We start from the raw sequence: 15,813 nt of genomic DNA on the forward strand, positions 1-15,813 counted from the left end.
ATCGGACATACGGTCGTTACTGCCCTGCGGCACCCTGCGCGGATTCCAATACATGAGGTCTTCCATGCAGGGATCGAATTACGCGACCGAGACAACCGACAGCACTCATACGGTGATCCTCAACCAGCGCACCAGTGCGCCAGCGAACGACGAGCCGATTCTATTCCAGCAGGCGTGCCTGGGACTGACCGATGATCGGACCCACGTCGTGTTGCGCCGCTATTTCGAGCAATACAGCCCGAGCACCGGGACCTGGGTGGAATACATCCACCGCGTTCCGATTGCCGAGTTCACCCAATGGATCATGGCCAACGGCGATCTGCGTATCGAATGCTCGGAAGACCTGCCTAGCTCCCCCCTCCACCCAGGAACACCTTGATGAGAAAACTCTTCTCGCTGCCGCTTTTGGCAGTCGCCAGCATCGCCCTCTCAGCGTGCAGCAGCAAAACCGTCGCGCCGGACAACTATTCAGGTTTTTTGAACGACTACAGCACCTTGACGGAGCACCAGTCGCCCTCGGGCCAACCGGTACTGAGCTGGGTAAACCCGAAGCTTGAGCTCGACCGCTACACCCAGGTCTACATCGAACCGAGCCGCTACTACCCGGAGCCCAAGCCGAGCGAACGCCTGCCACAGACCACCCTTGGCGACACCACCTGGTACTACGATGCGGTGCTCAAGCATGAGCTGGGCAAGGTCTTGACCGTGGTCAACACTCCGGGACCCAAGACCCTGATCGTGCGACCGGCGATCACCCGGGTGTCTGCCAGCACCCAGGGCCTGCGCTTTTACGAATGGCTACCGATCACCCTGGTTGTCGCAGGCGTCAGTACCGCCACCGGAATCCGTGACCAGGACAGTGAAATTGCCACCGAGGTCGCCTTTCTCGATGGCGGGAGCAAAACCCTCGTCGCCACGGTAGTACGCAAGGGCACGGGAATACCGCTGGAAAACGACAAGCAGGTGATTACCACGGCCAACGTCAAGGGCGTGCTCGACGGCTGGGCCAGCGACCTGCGCAATTCGTATGTGGCGATGCGCAAGTAAAAGGCAGGCACACAAAGCAATCTGGCAGGAATCCAAAGGCAGGCATCGACTGGCTGTAGCAAAGTGCAACAATGCCAGTCACCGGCTTTTCTCCAGGAATGCACCCATGTCCAGCGCCAAAGCATCGCCCAAAAGATCACCGCTTGCCCGGCTCGCCCTGGCCATTTCCCTGAGTGTCCTCGGCCTGCCTTTGTGCATGGGCACTGCCCAGGCCCACGGTGGCCACGCCGAAATGGTGCCGCTGCAAGCGGGTCTCGAGGAATTTGGTGCCACCGTCAAATGGGACGACTACTCGAACCTGTTCACCATTGCCAAGGACGGCGTCTATCTCAAGGTCAAGCCGGACAGTAAAGTGGCCATGCTCAACGGCAAGCGCATGGAGCTGACAGTGCCCGTGGTGTTCAAGGGCAAGACCGCGTACATGTCCAAGGACTTCATCAACCAGGTCTTCCAGTCCGGCCTGGACACGACCTTCGTCGTCGAAACCCGTCCCAACCCGCTCAACCCCCTGAGTGCGGCTGAAATCACCACGGCGGTGGACATCGTCAAGCAATCGGAACACTACAAGCCAGGTTTTCGCTTCACCGAAGTATCGGTCAAGGAACCGCCGAAAGATCAGGTGTGGAACTTCGTCTTCACCGGGCAAAACGTCACCCAGCCGCGCCAGGCCACTATCGTGGTGCTCGACGGCAAGCATGTGATCGAAGCGCTGGTGGATCTAGACAGCAAGACGCTCAACTCATGGAAGCCGATCGAAGGCGCTCACGGCATGGTGCTGCTGGATGATTTCGCCACGGTGCAGACCGCAGTCGAGACCAGCCCCGAATACGCGCAAGCCTTGGCCAAGCGCGGCATCAACGATGTGAAGAAGGTCGTCGCGACGCCGCTGACCGTCGGTTACTTCGACGGCAAGGACGGTCTGGCCCAGGACAAGCGCCTGCTGAAGATCGTCAGCTACCTCAACGTCGATGACGGCAACTATTGGGCGCACCCGATCGAGGGCCTGGTGGCGATTGTCGATCTGGAGCAGAAAAAGCTCATCAAGATCGAAGACGAAGCGCTGATTCCGGTGCCGATGAAACCGACGCCCTACGACGGACGCGGGCGCAAGGGCGTAGCGGTCAAGCCGCTGGAAATCATCGAACCCGAAGGCAAGAACTACACCATCACCGGCAACAGCATTCACTGGCAGAACTGGGATTTCCACGTTCGCCTCGATTCGCGGGTCGGCCCGATCCTGTCCACGGTCACCTATGACGACCAGGGCAAGAAGCGCAAGGTCATGTACGAAGGCTCCCTGGGCGGCATGATCGTGCCTTACGGCGACCCGGACGTCGGCTGGTACTTCAAGGCCTACCTCGACTCGGGCGACTACGGCATGGGCACCCTGACCTCGCCAATCGCCCGCGGTAAAGACGCCCCGGAAAACGCCGTGCTGCTGGACGCCACGATCGCCGACTACACCGGTGCACCGACCGCGATCCCGCGAGCCATGGCGGTGTTCGAGCGCTACGCCGGGCCGGAATACAAACACCAGGAAATGGGCCAGCCCAACCTCAGCACCGAGCGGCGCGAACTGGTGGTGCGCTGGATCAGCACCGTCGGCAACTACGACTACATCTTCGACTGGGTCTTCCAGCAGAACGGCACCATCGGCATCGATGCCGGCGCCACCGGCATCGAAGCGGTCAAGGGCGTGAAATCCAGGACCATGCACGAAGACACCGCCAAGGAAGACACGCGCTATGGCACCTTGCTGGACCACAACATCGTCGGCACCACGCACCAGCACATCTATAACTTCCGCCTCGACATGGACGTGGACGGCGAGCAAAACTCCCTGGTAGAGGTGAACCCGGTAGTGCTGCCCAACGACCGAGGCGGCCCGCGTACCAGCACCATGCAGACCGAAACCCGCGTGGTCAGCACCGAGCAGCAAGCGGCGCAGAAATTCGACCCATCGACCGTGCGCCTGCTGACCAACTTCAGCAAGGAAAACAAGGTCGGCAACCCGGTGTCCTACCAGCTGATTCCCTATGCCGGTGGCACGCACCCGGTGGCCAAGGGCGCCAACTTCGGCACCGATGAATGGCTGTACCACCGCCTGAGCTTCATGGACAAACAGCTGTGGGTGACGCAATACAACCCGGAGGAAAAGTACCCGGAAGGCAAGTACCCGAACCGCTCGGACAAAGACTCGGGACTGGGGCAATTCACCCAGGATAACCATTCGATCGAGAACACCGACGACGTGGTCTGGCTGACCACCGGCACCACCCACATCGCCCGGGCCGAAGAATGGCCGATCATGCCGACCGAATGGGTGCATGTGCTGCTCAAGCCGTGGAATTTCTTCGATGAAACGCCGACGCTGAACCTCAACTCCCCGAAATAATCATGCGAATGCAAAACCTGTGGGAGCGGGCTTGCTCGCGAAGACGGTGTGTCAGTCGGCGTATATGTTTAATGACACGCCGCCTTCGCGAGCAAGCCCGCTCCCACATGGATAATCGTTGCCAGTGAAATATCACGCATGCTGTTTGCGATACTCCCCCGGCGCTATGCCGAAACGCGATTTAAATGCCGTCGAGAAATAGCTCGAATCGGAAAAACCCCACGAATACCCCAGCACCGACAATTTCTCTTCCTTGCGCGATTGGCGCAGGGATTCGGCGCACAGGTCCAGCCGGCGGTTCTTGATGTAGCGCGCCACCACCAGGCCTTTTTTGGCGAACATCCGGTACAGGCCACGGGTCGACATGCCGACTTCCCGCGCCAGCCATTCCGGGCACAGTTCTTCGCAGCGGATGTGCTGGTCGATGAAGCTCAGGGTCTTGCGGAAGGTCCGCTCGTGCGGATCGGTGCAATCGTCGGTCTGGCTGATGGCCGGGCGCAACAGACTGACGATCGCCTCCAGGGTCGCTTCGCTTTCCTGCCGGGTCAGATGCTGTTGGCGCGTGGCGTCGAGGATCAGCCGATGGGAGAGCATGGCAATGGGCGACGACGCAGCGATGCGGTGGCCGCACTTGACCTGGTTGAAGCGCAGGGTCTGTTCGACCAGTTGATACGGCAGGATCAACGACAACTGCCGGGAGTTTTCGCTGTAGGTGAAATCACTGGGCCGCGCCGCATCGATCAAGGTGATGTCCCCGGCGGACAGCAGCACCCGGTCGTCGCCCTGGGCCATGCCCGCAGTGCCATCGAGCTGGAACACCGCAAAGTATTTGCCACCCTCGCCCGCCGCCACTTCCTGCGGCGTGCGGTACAGCCGCGCCTGGCAGGCGTCGACGAAGCTGAGCTTGAGGGCATCGCTGCGGTATTCGCGGATCTGGCCCGCAAAGCCGGTACCCAGGGGTTGTGCGTTGAAGGCGCCACAGATCTGGTTGATCTGATGGATCCACTGATCGAACCCATCCTGGCGCTGTGCAGTTGTAGAAATCATGTCAGGCCTCACGCAGGCTTGTTTTTATTGTCTACGTCAATCAACAGGTTCTCCTGAACAGCGACTCTCCTTTACCCTCGACGGGTTATTTCAACCCGCCAAAGCGTCGATAAAAGCTCTCGCCCACATCCGGCAACGGGCCGTCGGCGGTTTCCAGTGCACTGTTCAGCCATTCCTCGGCCTTGGCGTAGATCAAACGGTAAATGTTGCGGCACAACTGTCGGGCCGCGCGTCCTTCCCAATCGCCGGGCAACAACTCGTCCGGCAGTTGCGGGTCACGCAGCAGCAATTTGCGGTATTCGTGAATAAGCAGGATCCGCGCCAGGAAGCAGTCCGAAGGCTGCAGGTTCTCCTGCTCGCGAAGTGCTTGCCAGAGCGGTCGGAACAGCTGGATGAATTCGCTGTAGTGGGTGGCCAGTTCCTCGATGTTCCAGCTCTCGCGCACCTGCAGCCTCAGGGCCTTGGAGGCCAGTACGTCCTGGGCGGTGGTTTCGAAGACGATGGTTTCTTCCTGGGCGCCGAGGTCGAGCAGCGTGGCGTTGACATCGGTGCGATCACTGCGCGGACAGGCCAGCACCACAGGTGATATCGCACCAAAACCTTGCCATTCAAGCTCTTCGCGCACTTGTTTGCGCTTGTCCTGGGTCAGTTGCGACAGCATCACCAGGCACCAGGAACCATCCCAGGCCGGCATCGTGGTGCTGTAGACCCGCTTGAATGCCTTGTCGAAACGCCGGCGACCGGTGCCGGTCAGGCTGTAGTAACTGCGCCGACCGACCTTTTCGGCGGTCAGCCAGCCTTCCTTGGTCAGGCGGAAAATCGAGGTGCGGATCAGACGTTCGTTGATGCCGATCGGTTCGAGCAACTGGATCAGGCTGCCCAGCCACACGGTACCGCCATGGGGCTCGATGGCATCACCGTACAACGTGATGATCAGCGAGCTGGCGCGGATCGGCGTCTGTTCCTGGAAGCGGGTGATCAGGTGATTCAAGGGTGTCAGGGACGACATGGGCGTACCGAGCAAAAAAAGAAAAGGAATATACCGGTAGGAGCTGCCGGAGGCTGCGATCTTTTGATCTTGATCTTTCAAAAATCAACATCAAAAGATCGCAGCCTGCGGCAGCTCCTACGGGGGAATCAACCGCCTTTAGGGCGATGGCCGCTGTCGCTGATACGCGGGCGATCCGGCTCTGGCTCCGCCAGCGGTTCACACACCTGCATCTGTTCCAGGCACCGCCTGGCCAGCTGTTGATACTCACGAGTCCCCGCCTGTTTCCACGCCACTTCCTGATCGCTGAAGGTGCGCTTGACGCTGGCCGGTGCGCCCATCACCAGCGACTGCTCGGGGCATTCGAAGCCGGCCTTGACGAAGGCCGCCGCCGAAACGAAGGACCGCGGGCCGATGCGCGCGTTGTCCATCACCACCGCATTCATCCCCACCAGCGCATCGGCGCCGATCCGGCAACCGTGCAGCACCGCGCCGTGGCCGATGTGACCGTTACGCTCCACCACCGTGTCGCTGTCGGGAAAGCCGTGCATCACGCAGGTGTCCTGGATGTTGGCGCCCTCCTCCAGCACGATCCGCCCGAAGTCGCCCCGCAGGCTGGCCAGCGGCCCTACATAACAGTGGGGGCCGATGATCACGTCGCCGATCAACACGGCGGACGGATGCACATAGGCGCTCGGATCAACCACCGGGGTCAGGCCATCAAGGCTGTAGCAGGTCATGGCAGCTTCCTTCACAAAGCGATGCGGATATTGACTTGTTTTGTATCATATCTCTTTTACATTCATAAAGACAAAAAAGCGTATCACTTGAATGAGGCTTTTCCGACGACCTGCGCCGCGGCGCAAAAACAGCCATTAAACCCAATAAAATAGGGATAAACCCCGCCATTCAGAGCGATACGACATCACTCGATCACAGCTCACGTCACATCAATAAGACACATTAAACAAACTTTCGTATTGCTTTTGCGTATCACATTGCAGGTATACTCCGGCAAAACCGGCCCCCTGAGGCCGATCCAATAACAAGCCGGCATCACCGCCGAGCGTTCACCGTGAGGGCCTCCGCCATGCCTCAAACCCTTGCCGTCGAATTCATCGAGCCTGGCGTACGCCTGATTACCCTGCAGCGCCCGCAAGCGCTGAACGCCCTGAACACGCAGCTGCTGGGCGAACTGGCGGACGAATTGAGCGTGGCCCAAGCCGATCCCGAGACCCGTGCCGTGGTCCTGACCGGTAGTCGCAAGGCCTTCGCCGCCGGTGCCGACATCAAGGAAATGGCCGAGCGCGACCTGGTCGGCATCCTCGACGACCCGCGCCAGGCCTCCTGGCAGGCCATCACCCGCTTCAACAAACCGCTGATCGCCGCAGTCAACGGCTTCGCCCTCGGCGGTGGCTGCGAACTGGCGATGCACGCCGACATCATCATTGCAGGTGTTGACGCCCGCTTCGGCCAGCCGGAAATCAATCTCGGGATCATGCCCGGCGCAGGCGGCACCCAACGCCTGCTGCGCGCCGTCGGCAAGTCCATGGCCATGCAAATGGTCCTGACCGGTGAGCCGATCGACGCCCGCCAGGCCCAGCGCGCCGGCCTGGTCAGCGAAGTTACCCAGCCGGAACTCACCGTCGATCGCGCCCTGCAGATCGCCCGCCACATCGCCGGCAAAGCCCCGCTGGCGGTGCGCCTGGCCAAGGAAGCGCTGCTCAAGGCGATGGACACGGACCTGGCCAGCGGCCTGCGTTTCGAGCGCCATGCCTTCACCGTGCTGGCCGGCACCCGCGACCGCGACGAAGGCATCGCCGCCTTCCAGGAAAAACGCACGCCGACCTTCACCGGTCAGTAATCACCGAATTCGAGATCGCCAAGAGAGCGCCAAGACCATGAACTTCGAACACATCCTGTTTTCCATCGAGGCCGGCGTCGCCCTGCTCAGCCTCAATCGCCCGGAGCAGCTCAACAGCTTCAACACCCAGATGCATGGCGAAGTGAAGGAAGCGCTCAAGCAAGTGCGGCAGAACCCCGACGTGCGCGTGTTGCTGCTGACCGGCGAAGGTCGTGGCTTCTGCGCCGGCCAGGACCTGAGCGACCGCAATGTCGCACCAGGCAGCGCCGTGCCGGACCTGGGCGAGTCCATCGAGAAGTTCTACAACCCGCTGATCCGCCAGCTGCGCGACCTGCCGATGCCGGTCATCTGCGCGGTCAACGGCGTGGCCGCCGGTGCCGGCGCGAACATTCCGCTGGCCTGCGACCTGGTGCTGGCAGCGCGTTCGGCCAGCTTCATCCAGGCGTTCTGCAAGATCGGCCTGATCCCCGACTCCGGCGGCACCTGGACCCTGCCGCGCCTGGTCGGCATGGCCCGCGCCAAGGCACTGACCCTGCTCGGCAATCGCTTGACGGCCGAACAGGCCGAGCAATGGGGCTTGATCTATCGCTGCGTGGAAGACGCCGAACTGCGCGATGAAGCCCTGAAACTGGCGCAACACCTGGCCACCCAGCCGACCTACGGCCTGGCGCTGATCAAGCGCAGCCTGAACGCCAGCCTGAGCAACACCTTTGACGAACAGCTGGAACTGGAACGTGACCTGCAACGCCTGGCCGGGCGCAGCGAGGACTATCGCGAAGGTGTCGGCGCGTTCATGGAAAAACGCAGCCCAAGCTTCAAGGGGCGCTGAGTCATGACCGCACTGAACAATTCTGCACGTATCGCGGTGATCGGCGCCGGTGCCATGGGCGCCGGCATTGCCCAGGTCGCGGCGCAGGCCGGGCATCCGGTGCTGCTGCTGGACAATCGCCCCGGCGCTGCCGCCCAGGCCATTGCCGGCATCGACCGGCAACTGGGCAAACGGGTCGAGAACGGCAAGCTGTCCGCCGATGCGCGCAGCGCGACGATTGCACGCCTGCACGCCGTGGAAGCGATCGAAGCCCTGGCCGATTGCGCGCTGATCATCGAAGCCATCGTCGAGAACCTCGAGGTCAAGCGCGCGCTGTTCCGCCAGCTGGAAGAGATTTGCGGCGAGCGCTGCATCCTGGCCAGCAACACCTCGTCGCTGTCGATCACCCGCATCGCCGCGCAACTCGTTCACCCGCAACGCCTGCTCGGTCTGCACTTCTTCAACCCGGCGCCGGTCATGCCGCTGGTGGAAGTGGTCTGCGGCCTGGCCAGCGATCCGGCGTTGGCCGAGTGCCTGTACGACACCGCCAAGGCCTGGGGCAAAAAACCAGTGCACACCCGCTCCACCCCGGGTTTCATCGTCAACCGCGTGGCCCGGCCGTTCTACGCAGAAAGCCTGCGCATGCTCCAGGAAGGTGCCGCCGACTGCGCGACCCTGGATGCGCTGATGCGCGAGGCCGGCGGCTTTGCCATGGGCGCGTTCGAGCTGACCGACCTGATCGGCCATGACGTCAACTATGCCGTGACCTGCTCGGTGTTCGATGCCTATTACCAGGACACACGCTTCCTGCCTTCGCTGATCCAGAAAGAGCTGGTGGACGGCGGGCGCCTGGGTCGTAAAAGCGGCCAGGGATTCTACAGCTACGTCCAAGGGGCCGAGCGTCCGCCCGCCGCCGAGATCAGCAGTGCTGCGGCCGTCGAAGCGTGCATTGCCGAAGGCGACCTGGGCATCGCCCAAGGCTTGCTTGTGCGTCTGCGCGAGCAAGGCATCAACGTCATCCAGCGCGATGGTCGCGGCTTGCTGCGGGTCGGTGACGCGGTGCTGGCCTTGAGCGACGGGCGCATGGCCTGTCACCGCGCCAGGGAAGACGGACTGCGCAACCTGATCCTGCTGGATCTGACCCTCGATTACAGCAAGGCCCAACGCATCGCCATCAGCCATGCGGCGGGCATTGATCCGCTGGCCCTGGAACAAGGAATCGCCCTGCTGCAACGCGCCGGCCTCAAGGTCAGCCTGCTCAGCGACAGCCCGGCACTGGCCGTCCTGCGCACCGTGGCGATGCTGGCCAACGAAGCGGCCGATGCCCTGCTGCAAGGCGTGGCCTCGGCGGCCGACATCGACCTGGCGATGCGCGCCGGAGTCAATTATCCACAGGGGCCGTTGGCCTGGGCCGACGCCATCGGGCTCGAGCAAATCCTGACCGTGCTGGACAACCTGCAAGCCACCTATGGCGAAGAACGCTACCGGCCGTCGCTACTGCTGCGCCGTCGGGTCGCCGAAGGGAGAACGTTCCATGACTAACCACGAAGCGATGAACCTGGCCGTCAACTGTGCACAAACGCTGCTCCAGCGTGACGCCGCCAGCCAGGGGATGGGCATCCGTCTACTGTCCGCGGCCCCTGGTTGCGCCCGTGTGGGTATGACCGTGCGTGCAGACATGGTGCAGGGCCACGGCACCTGCCACGGCGGCTTTCTGTTTGCCTTGGCCGACTCGGCATTCGCCTTTGCCTGCAACAGCTACAACGAAGCCACGGTGGCCATCGGCTGCAGCATCGACTACATCGCCCCGGCGCGCCTGGGCGACACGCTGACGGCCGATTGCATCGAGCAAAGCCGTTCCGGCCGCACCGGCAACTACGACGTACGCATCGAAAACCAGCAGGGCCAGCTAATCGCCCTGTTCCACGGCAAATCCTACAAAGTGCGCGGCTCGGTGCTGGCGCAGGAGACCCCCAATGAATGACGCCCTGATCATCGACGCGGTCCGCACCCCGATCGGTCGCTACGCCGGAGTCCTGAGCAGCGTGCGCGCCGACGACCTCGGCGCGGTGCCCCTGCGCGAACTGCTGCGCCGCCACCCGCAGGTCGACTGGAGCAGCGTGGACGATGTGATCTACGGCTGCGCCAACCAGGCCGGTGAAGACAACCGCAACGTCGCGCGCATGTCGGCATTGCTGGCCGGGTTGCCGGTCAACGTGCCGGGTACCACCCTCAATCGCCTGTGCGGCTCCGGGCTGGATGCCATCGGCACTGCAGCCCGGGCGATTCGCAGCGGCGAAACCGGGTTGATGCTGGTCGGTGGCGTCGAATCGATGTCCCGCGCGCCATTGGTGATGGGCAAGGCCGAGCAGGCGTTTTCCCGCTCTGCGGAAATTTTCGACACCACCATCGGCTGGCGTTTCGTCAATCCGCTGATGAAAAAGGCCTACGGCATCGACTCAATGCCGGAAACGGCAGAGAACGTCGCCGAACAGTTCAACATCTCCCGGGCCGACCAGGACGCCTTCGCCCTGCGCAGCCAGCAACGCGCCGCCGCGGCCCAGGCCAACGGCCGCCTGGCCAGGGAAATCGTCGCGGTGGAAATTCCCCAGCGCAAAGGCCCGACCAAAGTGGTCGAGCACGACGAGCATCCGCGTGGCGACACCACCCTGGAACAGCTGGCCAAACTGGGCACGCCGTTCCGCGAAGGCGGCAGCATCACCGCCGGTAACGCCTCCGGGGTCAACGACGGCGCCTGCGCGCTGTTGCTGGCAAGCCCGGAAGTCGCCAAACGCCACGGCCTGACCGCCCGCGGTCGCGTTGTCGCCATGGCCACCGCCGGCGTCGAACCGCGCATCATGGGCATCGGCCCGGTGCCAGCCACGCGCAAGGTGCTGGAAGTGGCCAACCTGAGCCTGGCGGACATGGACGTCATCGAGCTCAACGAAGCCTTTGCCGCCCAAGGCCTGGCCGTACTGCGCGAACTGGGCTTGAGCGACACCGACCCACGGGTCAACCCCAACGGCGGCGCCATCGCCCTGGGCCACCCGTTGGGCATGAGCGGCGCACGCCTGGTCACCACCGCCCTGCATGAACTTGAGGAACGCAATGGCCGCTACGCCCTGTGCACCATGTGCATCGGCGTCGGCCAGGGGATCGCGCTGATCATCGAGCGTCTATCCCACTAAAGAATCGCGATTCCCGGGGAGCCGAGAGGTATCCTTGGGGCATGCACTCAAAGCCCCTGCATGCAGGGGCTGGAACACAAAAACAATTCGAGTGAACACATGAACATGCCAATTGCCCAAGCCGTGCTTGATCCCGTGCTGGACCCGCTGGAAACCGCCAGCATCGACGAGCTGCGCCAGCATCAGCTGGAGCGCCTGCGCTGGAGCCTGAACCACGCCTACAACAATGTGCCGCTGTACCGTCAGCGCTTCGATGCGCTGGGCGTGCACCCGGACGACATCAAGTCCCTCGACGACCTGGCGAAATTCCCCTTCACCACCAAGTCCGACCTGCGCGACAACTACCCCTACGGCATGTTTGCCGTGCCGATGCACGACATCGTGCGCCTGCACGCGTCCAGCGGCACCACCGGCAAACCGACGGTGGTCGGCTACACCCAGAATGACATCGACACCTGGGCCAACGTGGTGGCGCGCTCGATCCGCGCCGCCGGTGGCCGGCGTGGCGACAAGGTGCACATCTCCTACGGCTACGGCCTGTTCACCGGCGGCCTCGGCGCCCACTACGGAGCCGAACGCCTGGGTTGCACGGTGATCCCGATGTCCGGCGGCCAGACCGAAAAACAAGTGCAGTTGATCAAGGATTTCCAGCCGGACATCATCATGGTCACGCCGTCCTACATGCTCAACATCGCCGACGAGATCGAGCGCCAGGGCATCGACCCGCACAAGCTGGCCCTGCGCCTGGGCATCTTCGGCGCCGAGCCATGGACCGCCGAACTGCGCAGCGCCATCGAGGCGCGCATGGGCATCACCGCCCTGGACATTTACGGCCTCTCGGAAATCATGGGCCCGGGCGTGGCGATGGAATGCGCCGAAACCAAGGATGGCCCGACGATCTGGGAAGACCACTTCTACCCGGAAATCATCGACCCGGTCACCGGCGAAGTGCTGCCGGACGGGCAGATGGGCGAACTGGTGTTCACCTCCCTGAGTAAAGAAGCCCTGCCGATGATCCGCTACCGCACCCGCGACCTGACGCGCCTGCTGCCGGGTACGGCGCGGCCGATGCGGCGCATCGACAAGATCACCGGGCGCAGCGATGACATGCTGATCATCCGCGGAGTCAACGTGTTCCCGACGCAGATCGAGGAGCAGGTGCTCAAAGTCAAACAACTTGCCGAGTGCTATGAGATTCATCTGTATCGCAATGGCAACCTGGACAGCGTGGACGTGCACGTCGAGTTGAAGGCCGAACATCAGCACCTGAGCGATGAACAGCAGAAGGCTATTTGCGGGGAGTTGAGCAAGCACATCAAGACGTATATCGGGATCAGTTCGCGGATCGTGTTGCAGCCGTTCCACTCGATCAAGCGTTCCGAGGGCAAGGCTTGCCACGTATTGGACAAACGCCCTAAAGCATGACTGCTGCACCCCTTATGGCCCCGCTTTTGCGGGGCTTTTTTTTGGGTTTTTTTCATGAAAAACAGACACCCCTCTCTGTAGGAGCTGGCTTGCCAGCGAAGGCATGCGTCCAGTCGATAAATTTGCCAACTGAGCCACCGCTTTCGCTGGCAAGCCAGCTCCTACAGGGGAACGGTGTTTCATGAAGGACCGCTCAACCTGAAAGCGATACAAAAATAAATACGACACGTCATTTTATGTTTGATATTAAATTCTGTATCGCTTATAAAGTTCTCCATGCCTTCAACAGATTCACGGCGGGAGACCCCCCATGTACGCACAGCTCGTAGAAACAGGCGTAAAGCGCATAAAAGACCTCTCGGAGATGTCCGAACAGGAACGCGCCTTCCAGGAAAAAATCGATTCAGAAATCAAGATCGAAGCGAAGAACTGGATGCCAGATGCCTACCGCCAGACCCTGATCCGGCAGATTTCCCAGCACGCCCACTCCGAAATCGTCGGCATGCTCCCGGAAGGCAACTGGGTCACCCGCGCGCCAAGCCTCAAACGCAAACTGCAATTGATGGCCAAGATCCAGGACGAAGCCGGTCACGGCCTGTACCTGTACAGCGCCATGGAAACCCTGGGTGCCGACCGTGATGAAGAAATCGCCAAGCTGCACAGCGGCAAGGCCAAGTACTCGAGCATCTTCAATTACCCGACGCTGAACTGGGCCGATATGGGCGCGGTGGGCTGGCTGGTGGATGGCGCGGCGATCGTCAACCAGGTGGTGCTGCAGCGCACCTCCTACGGCCCCTACTCCCGGGCCATGGTGCGCATCTGCAAGGAAGAGAGCTTCCACCAGCGCCAGGGCTACGAAATTCTCCTGACCATGATGCGTCACGGTACCCAGGCGCAAAAAGACATGGTCCAGGACGCGATCAACCGCCTGTGGTGGCCGTCGCTGATGATGTTCGGCCCGAGCGACGAACACTCGCCGAACAGCGCGCAGTCCATGGCCTGGAAAATCAAGCGCCAGAGCAACGACGAACTGCGCCAGCGCTTCATCGACCAGACCATCCCGCAGCTGGAACTGCTGGGCTGCACTTGCCCCGATCCGGACCTTGCGTGGAACGCCGAACGCGGCCACTACGACTTCGGCGAAATCCAGTGGAGCGAATTCTACGAAGTGCTCAAGGGCAACGGCCCGTGCAACACCGAACGCGTCGCCACCCGCCGCAAGGCGATCGAAGACGGCGCCTGGGTTCGTGAAGCCGCCGTCGCCCACGCCCGCAAAAAACAAAACAAGAACGCCGCCTGATCCGGCCCGTTTGATGATCTTGATCTTCGGCGACTCCCATGCCGCCAAACGATCGCAGGCTGCGCCAGCTCCTACAGGAGCCGGTGATCCCATGTAGGAGCTGCCGAAGGCTGCGATCTTTTGATCTTCAGCCCCGTCAGCAAAAAACCGAACAGATGTGGAGTAATTGAAATGTCCGAGTGGACCCTCTTCGAAGTCTTCGTGCGCAGCAAGCACGGCCTCAACCACAAACACGTCGGCAGCGTGCATGCCGCCGACACCACCATGGCCATCGAGAACGCGCGTGAGCTGTACACCCGTCGCAGCGAAGGCGTGAGCCTGTGGGTGGTGCCTTCCGCGTTGATCACCGCTTCTTCGCCGGATGAAAAAGACCCGCTGTTCGATCCGTCGGACGACAAGGTCTACCGCCACGCCAGCTTCTACGAGCTGCCGGCCGAAGTCGGGCACATGTGAGGTCGACCATGAACAACAAGACTGATCTGATCGAATACCTGCTGCGCCTCGGCGACAGCGCCCTGATCCAGGGCCAGCGCCTGTGCCAGTGGTGCGGCAAGGCGCCAGCGCTGGAAGAAGAGTTGGCGCTGATGAACGTCGGCCTCGACCTGGTGGGCCAGGCGCGCAACTGGCTGGACTACGCCGCCGAACTGCTGGACGACGGCCGTGACGCCGATCACCTGGCGTTCCGCCGCGACGAGCGCGCCTATCGCAACCTGCTGCTGGTGGAACAACCCAACGGCGACTTCGCGGTGACCATGCTCAAGCAGTTCCTCTATGACGCCTGGCATTTGCCGGTGTTGCAGGGCCTGAGCCAGTCCAGCGACGAACGCATTGCCGGGATCGCTGCCAAGGCCGTGAAGGAAGTGACCTATCACCTGCGCCGCTCCGGCGAATGGATCGAGCGCATGGGTGACGGCACCGAGGAAAGCCACCAGCGCATGCTCGCGGCCATCCCCGAAGTCTGGCGCTTCACCGTGGAACTGATCGCGGCCGATGACAGCGAGCTGCGCCTGTGCGAAGCCGGCATCACTCCGGACATCGCCAGCATCGCCACCCAGTGGCAAGCCAAGGTCAACCAGATCTTCACCAGCGCCACCCTGCCCGTGCCGGCCGCGCCAAGCTATTTCTATCTGAACGCACGCAAGGGCCTGCACACCGAACACCTGGGCATCCTGCTGGCCGAAATGCAGTTCCTGCCACGAGCGTACCCCGATGCAACCTGGTGAGCTGATCGCCAGCGACCTCGGCGCCCGGCCGGCTCAACCGACCGACCTGGCCGCTGCGTGGGCGATCCTGGCCGAAGTCATGGACCCGGAAGTGCCGGTGGTCAGCGTCGTCGACCTCGGCATCGTCCGCGACCTGGATTGGCAGGCCGGCCACCTTCACGTGGTGGTCACGCCGACCTACTCCGGCTGTCCGGCCACCGAAGTGATCGAGGGCGATATCCGCCAGGCGCTGGAACTCGCCGGATTCAAGGCGCCGCAACTTGAGCGCAAATTGACCCCGGCCTGGACCACCGACTGGATCAGCGCCAGCGGCCGCGAACGCCTGCGCGCCTACGGCATCGCGCCGCCCGAAGGCAGCACCAGCAAACGCAGCCTGCAAGGCGAGAGCCCGCTGGTTCTTTGCCCGCAATGCGGCAGCGCCCACACCGAGGTGCTCAGCGAGTTTGGTTCCACCGCGTGCAAGGCGCTGTACCGCTGCGTCGATTGCCGGGAACCGTTCGACTATTTCAAGTGCATCTGAGCGGCGAA

Annotated in this window: 16 protein-coding genes; 13 read left to right on the forward strand and 3 right to left on the reverse strand. The window is 62.3% G+C overall.

The window, feature by feature from the left end:
* Positions 1-64: 64 nt before the first annotated feature.
* From SOP85_RS13235 to tynA, 3 genes are all read left to right on the forward strand, one after another.
* Positions 65-379: a hypothetical protein gene (locus SOP85_RS13235; RefSeq protein WP_274075466.1), complete on the forward strand. Its 315-nt coding sequence runs from the start codon at positions 65-67 to the stop codon at positions 377-379.
* A complete protein-coding gene (locus tag SOP85_RS13240; protein ID WP_274075467.1) occupies positions 379-1,047 on the forward strand; it encodes a DUF3313 domain-containing protein in 669 nt (222 codons plus the stop codon). The genes SOP85_RS13235 and SOP85_RS13240 overlap by 1 nt, the downstream gene beginning before the upstream one ends.
* A gap of 106 nt (positions 1,048-1,153) precedes the next feature.
* A complete protein-coding gene (gene tynA / locus SOP85_RS13245; protein ID WP_323627183.1) occupies positions 1,154-3,442 on the forward strand; it encodes a primary-amine oxidase in 2,289 nt (762 codons plus the stop codon).
* A gap of 132 nt (positions 3,443-3,574) precedes the next feature.
* Here the strand turns inward: tynA and feaR are convergent, their stop codons facing one another.
* From feaR to paaY, 3 genes are all read right to left on the reverse strand, one after another.
* Positions 3,575-4,489, reverse strand: coding sequence for a transcriptional regulator FeaR (gene feaR / locus SOP85_RS13250; protein ID WP_323627184.1), 915 nt, complete (start codon positions 4,487-4,489; stop codon positions 3,575-3,577).
* Between the two features lie 85 nt (positions 4,490-4,574).
* Positions 4,575-5,498: a phenylacetic acid degradation operon negative regulatory protein PaaX gene (gene paaX / locus SOP85_RS13255; protein ID WP_274075470.1), complete on the reverse strand. Its 924-nt coding sequence runs from the start codon at positions 5,496-5,498 to the stop codon at positions 4,575-4,577.
* 128 nt (positions 5,499-5,626) lie between these two features.
* Complete coding sequence (paaY, locus tag SOP85_RS13260) at positions 5,627-6,217, reverse strand: phenylacetic acid degradation protein PaaY (RefSeq protein ID WP_323627185.1); 591 nt, start codon at positions 6,215-6,217, stop codon at positions 5,627-5,629.
* Between the two features lie 350 nt (positions 6,218-6,567).
* Here paaY and paaF point away from each other — a divergent pair, with 350 nt between their 5' ends.
* From paaF to paaD, 10 genes are all read left to right on the forward strand, one after another.
* A complete protein-coding gene (gene paaF, locus SOP85_RS13265; protein WP_323627187.1) occupies positions 6,568-7,341 on the forward strand; it encodes a 2,3-dehydroadipyl-CoA hydratase PaaF in 774 nt (257 codons plus the stop codon).
* Positions 7,342-7,378: 37 nt separating this feature from the next.
* Complete coding sequence (gene paaG / locus SOP85_RS13270) at positions 7,379-8,170, forward strand: 2-(1,2-epoxy-1,2-dihydrophenyl)acetyl-CoA isomerase PaaG (RefSeq protein WP_274075473.1); 792 nt, start codon at positions 7,379-7,381, stop codon at positions 8,168-8,170.
* A gap of 3 nt (positions 8,171-8,173) precedes the next feature.
* Entirely contained in the window at positions 8,174-9,691 is a 1,518-nt protein-coding gene (paaH, locus tag SOP85_RS13275) for a 3-hydroxyacyl-CoA dehydrogenase PaaH (protein WP_323627188.1), read from the forward strand.
* On the forward strand, positions 9,684-10,133 hold the full coding sequence (gene paaI, locus SOP85_RS13280) for a hydroxyphenylacetyl-CoA thioesterase PaaI (protein ID WP_323627189.1): 450 nt from the start codon (positions 9,684-9,686) through the stop codon (positions 10,131-10,133). The genes paaH and paaI overlap by 8 nt, the downstream gene beginning before the upstream one ends.
* Positions 10,126-11,337, forward strand: coding sequence for a 3-oxoadipyl-CoA thiolase (gene pcaF / locus SOP85_RS13285; protein WP_323606868.1), 1,212 nt, complete (start codon positions 10,126-10,128; stop codon positions 11,335-11,337). Before paaI ends, pcaF begins: the two co-directional genes overlap by 8 nt.
* 99 nt (positions 11,338-11,436) lie before the next feature.
* A complete protein-coding gene (gene paaK / locus SOP85_RS13290) occupies positions 11,437-12,762 on the forward strand; it encodes a phenylacetate--CoA ligase PaaK (protein ID WP_323627190.1) in 1,326 nt (441 codons plus the stop codon).
* Positions 12,763-13,072: 310 nt separating this feature from the next.
* On the forward strand, positions 13,073-14,062 hold the full coding sequence (gene paaA / locus SOP85_RS13295; RefSeq protein ID WP_274075478.1) for a 1,2-phenylacetyl-CoA epoxidase subunit PaaA: 990 nt from the start codon (positions 13,073-13,075) through the stop codon (positions 14,060-14,062).
* Positions 14,063-14,233: 171 nt separating this feature from the next.
* A complete protein-coding gene (paaB, locus tag SOP85_RS13300) occupies positions 14,234-14,515 on the forward strand; it encodes a 1,2-phenylacetyl-CoA epoxidase subunit PaaB (protein ID WP_007943393.1) in 282 nt (93 codons plus the stop codon).
* 8 nt (positions 14,516-14,523) lie between these two features.
* A complete protein-coding gene (paaC, locus tag SOP85_RS13305) occupies positions 14,524-15,285 on the forward strand; it encodes a 1,2-phenylacetyl-CoA epoxidase subunit PaaC (protein WP_274075479.1) in 762 nt (253 codons plus the stop codon).
* Positions 15,272-15,805 carry a 1,2-phenylacetyl-CoA epoxidase subunit PaaD gene (paaD, locus tag SOP85_RS13310; protein ID WP_323627194.1) on the forward strand — a complete coding sequence of 178 codons (534 nt, stop codon included), beginning with the start codon at positions 15,272-15,274 and terminating at the stop codon, positions 15,803-15,805. Before paaC ends, paaD begins: the two co-directional genes overlap by 14 nt.
* Positions 15,806-15,813: the final 8 nt, after the last annotated feature.

It is taken from the genome of Pseudomonas sp. YuFO20 (assembly GCF_035064975.1).
Lineage (GTDB): Bacteria > Pseudomonadota > Gammaproteobacteria > Pseudomonadales > Pseudomonadaceae > Aquipseudomonas > Aquipseudomonas putida_AE.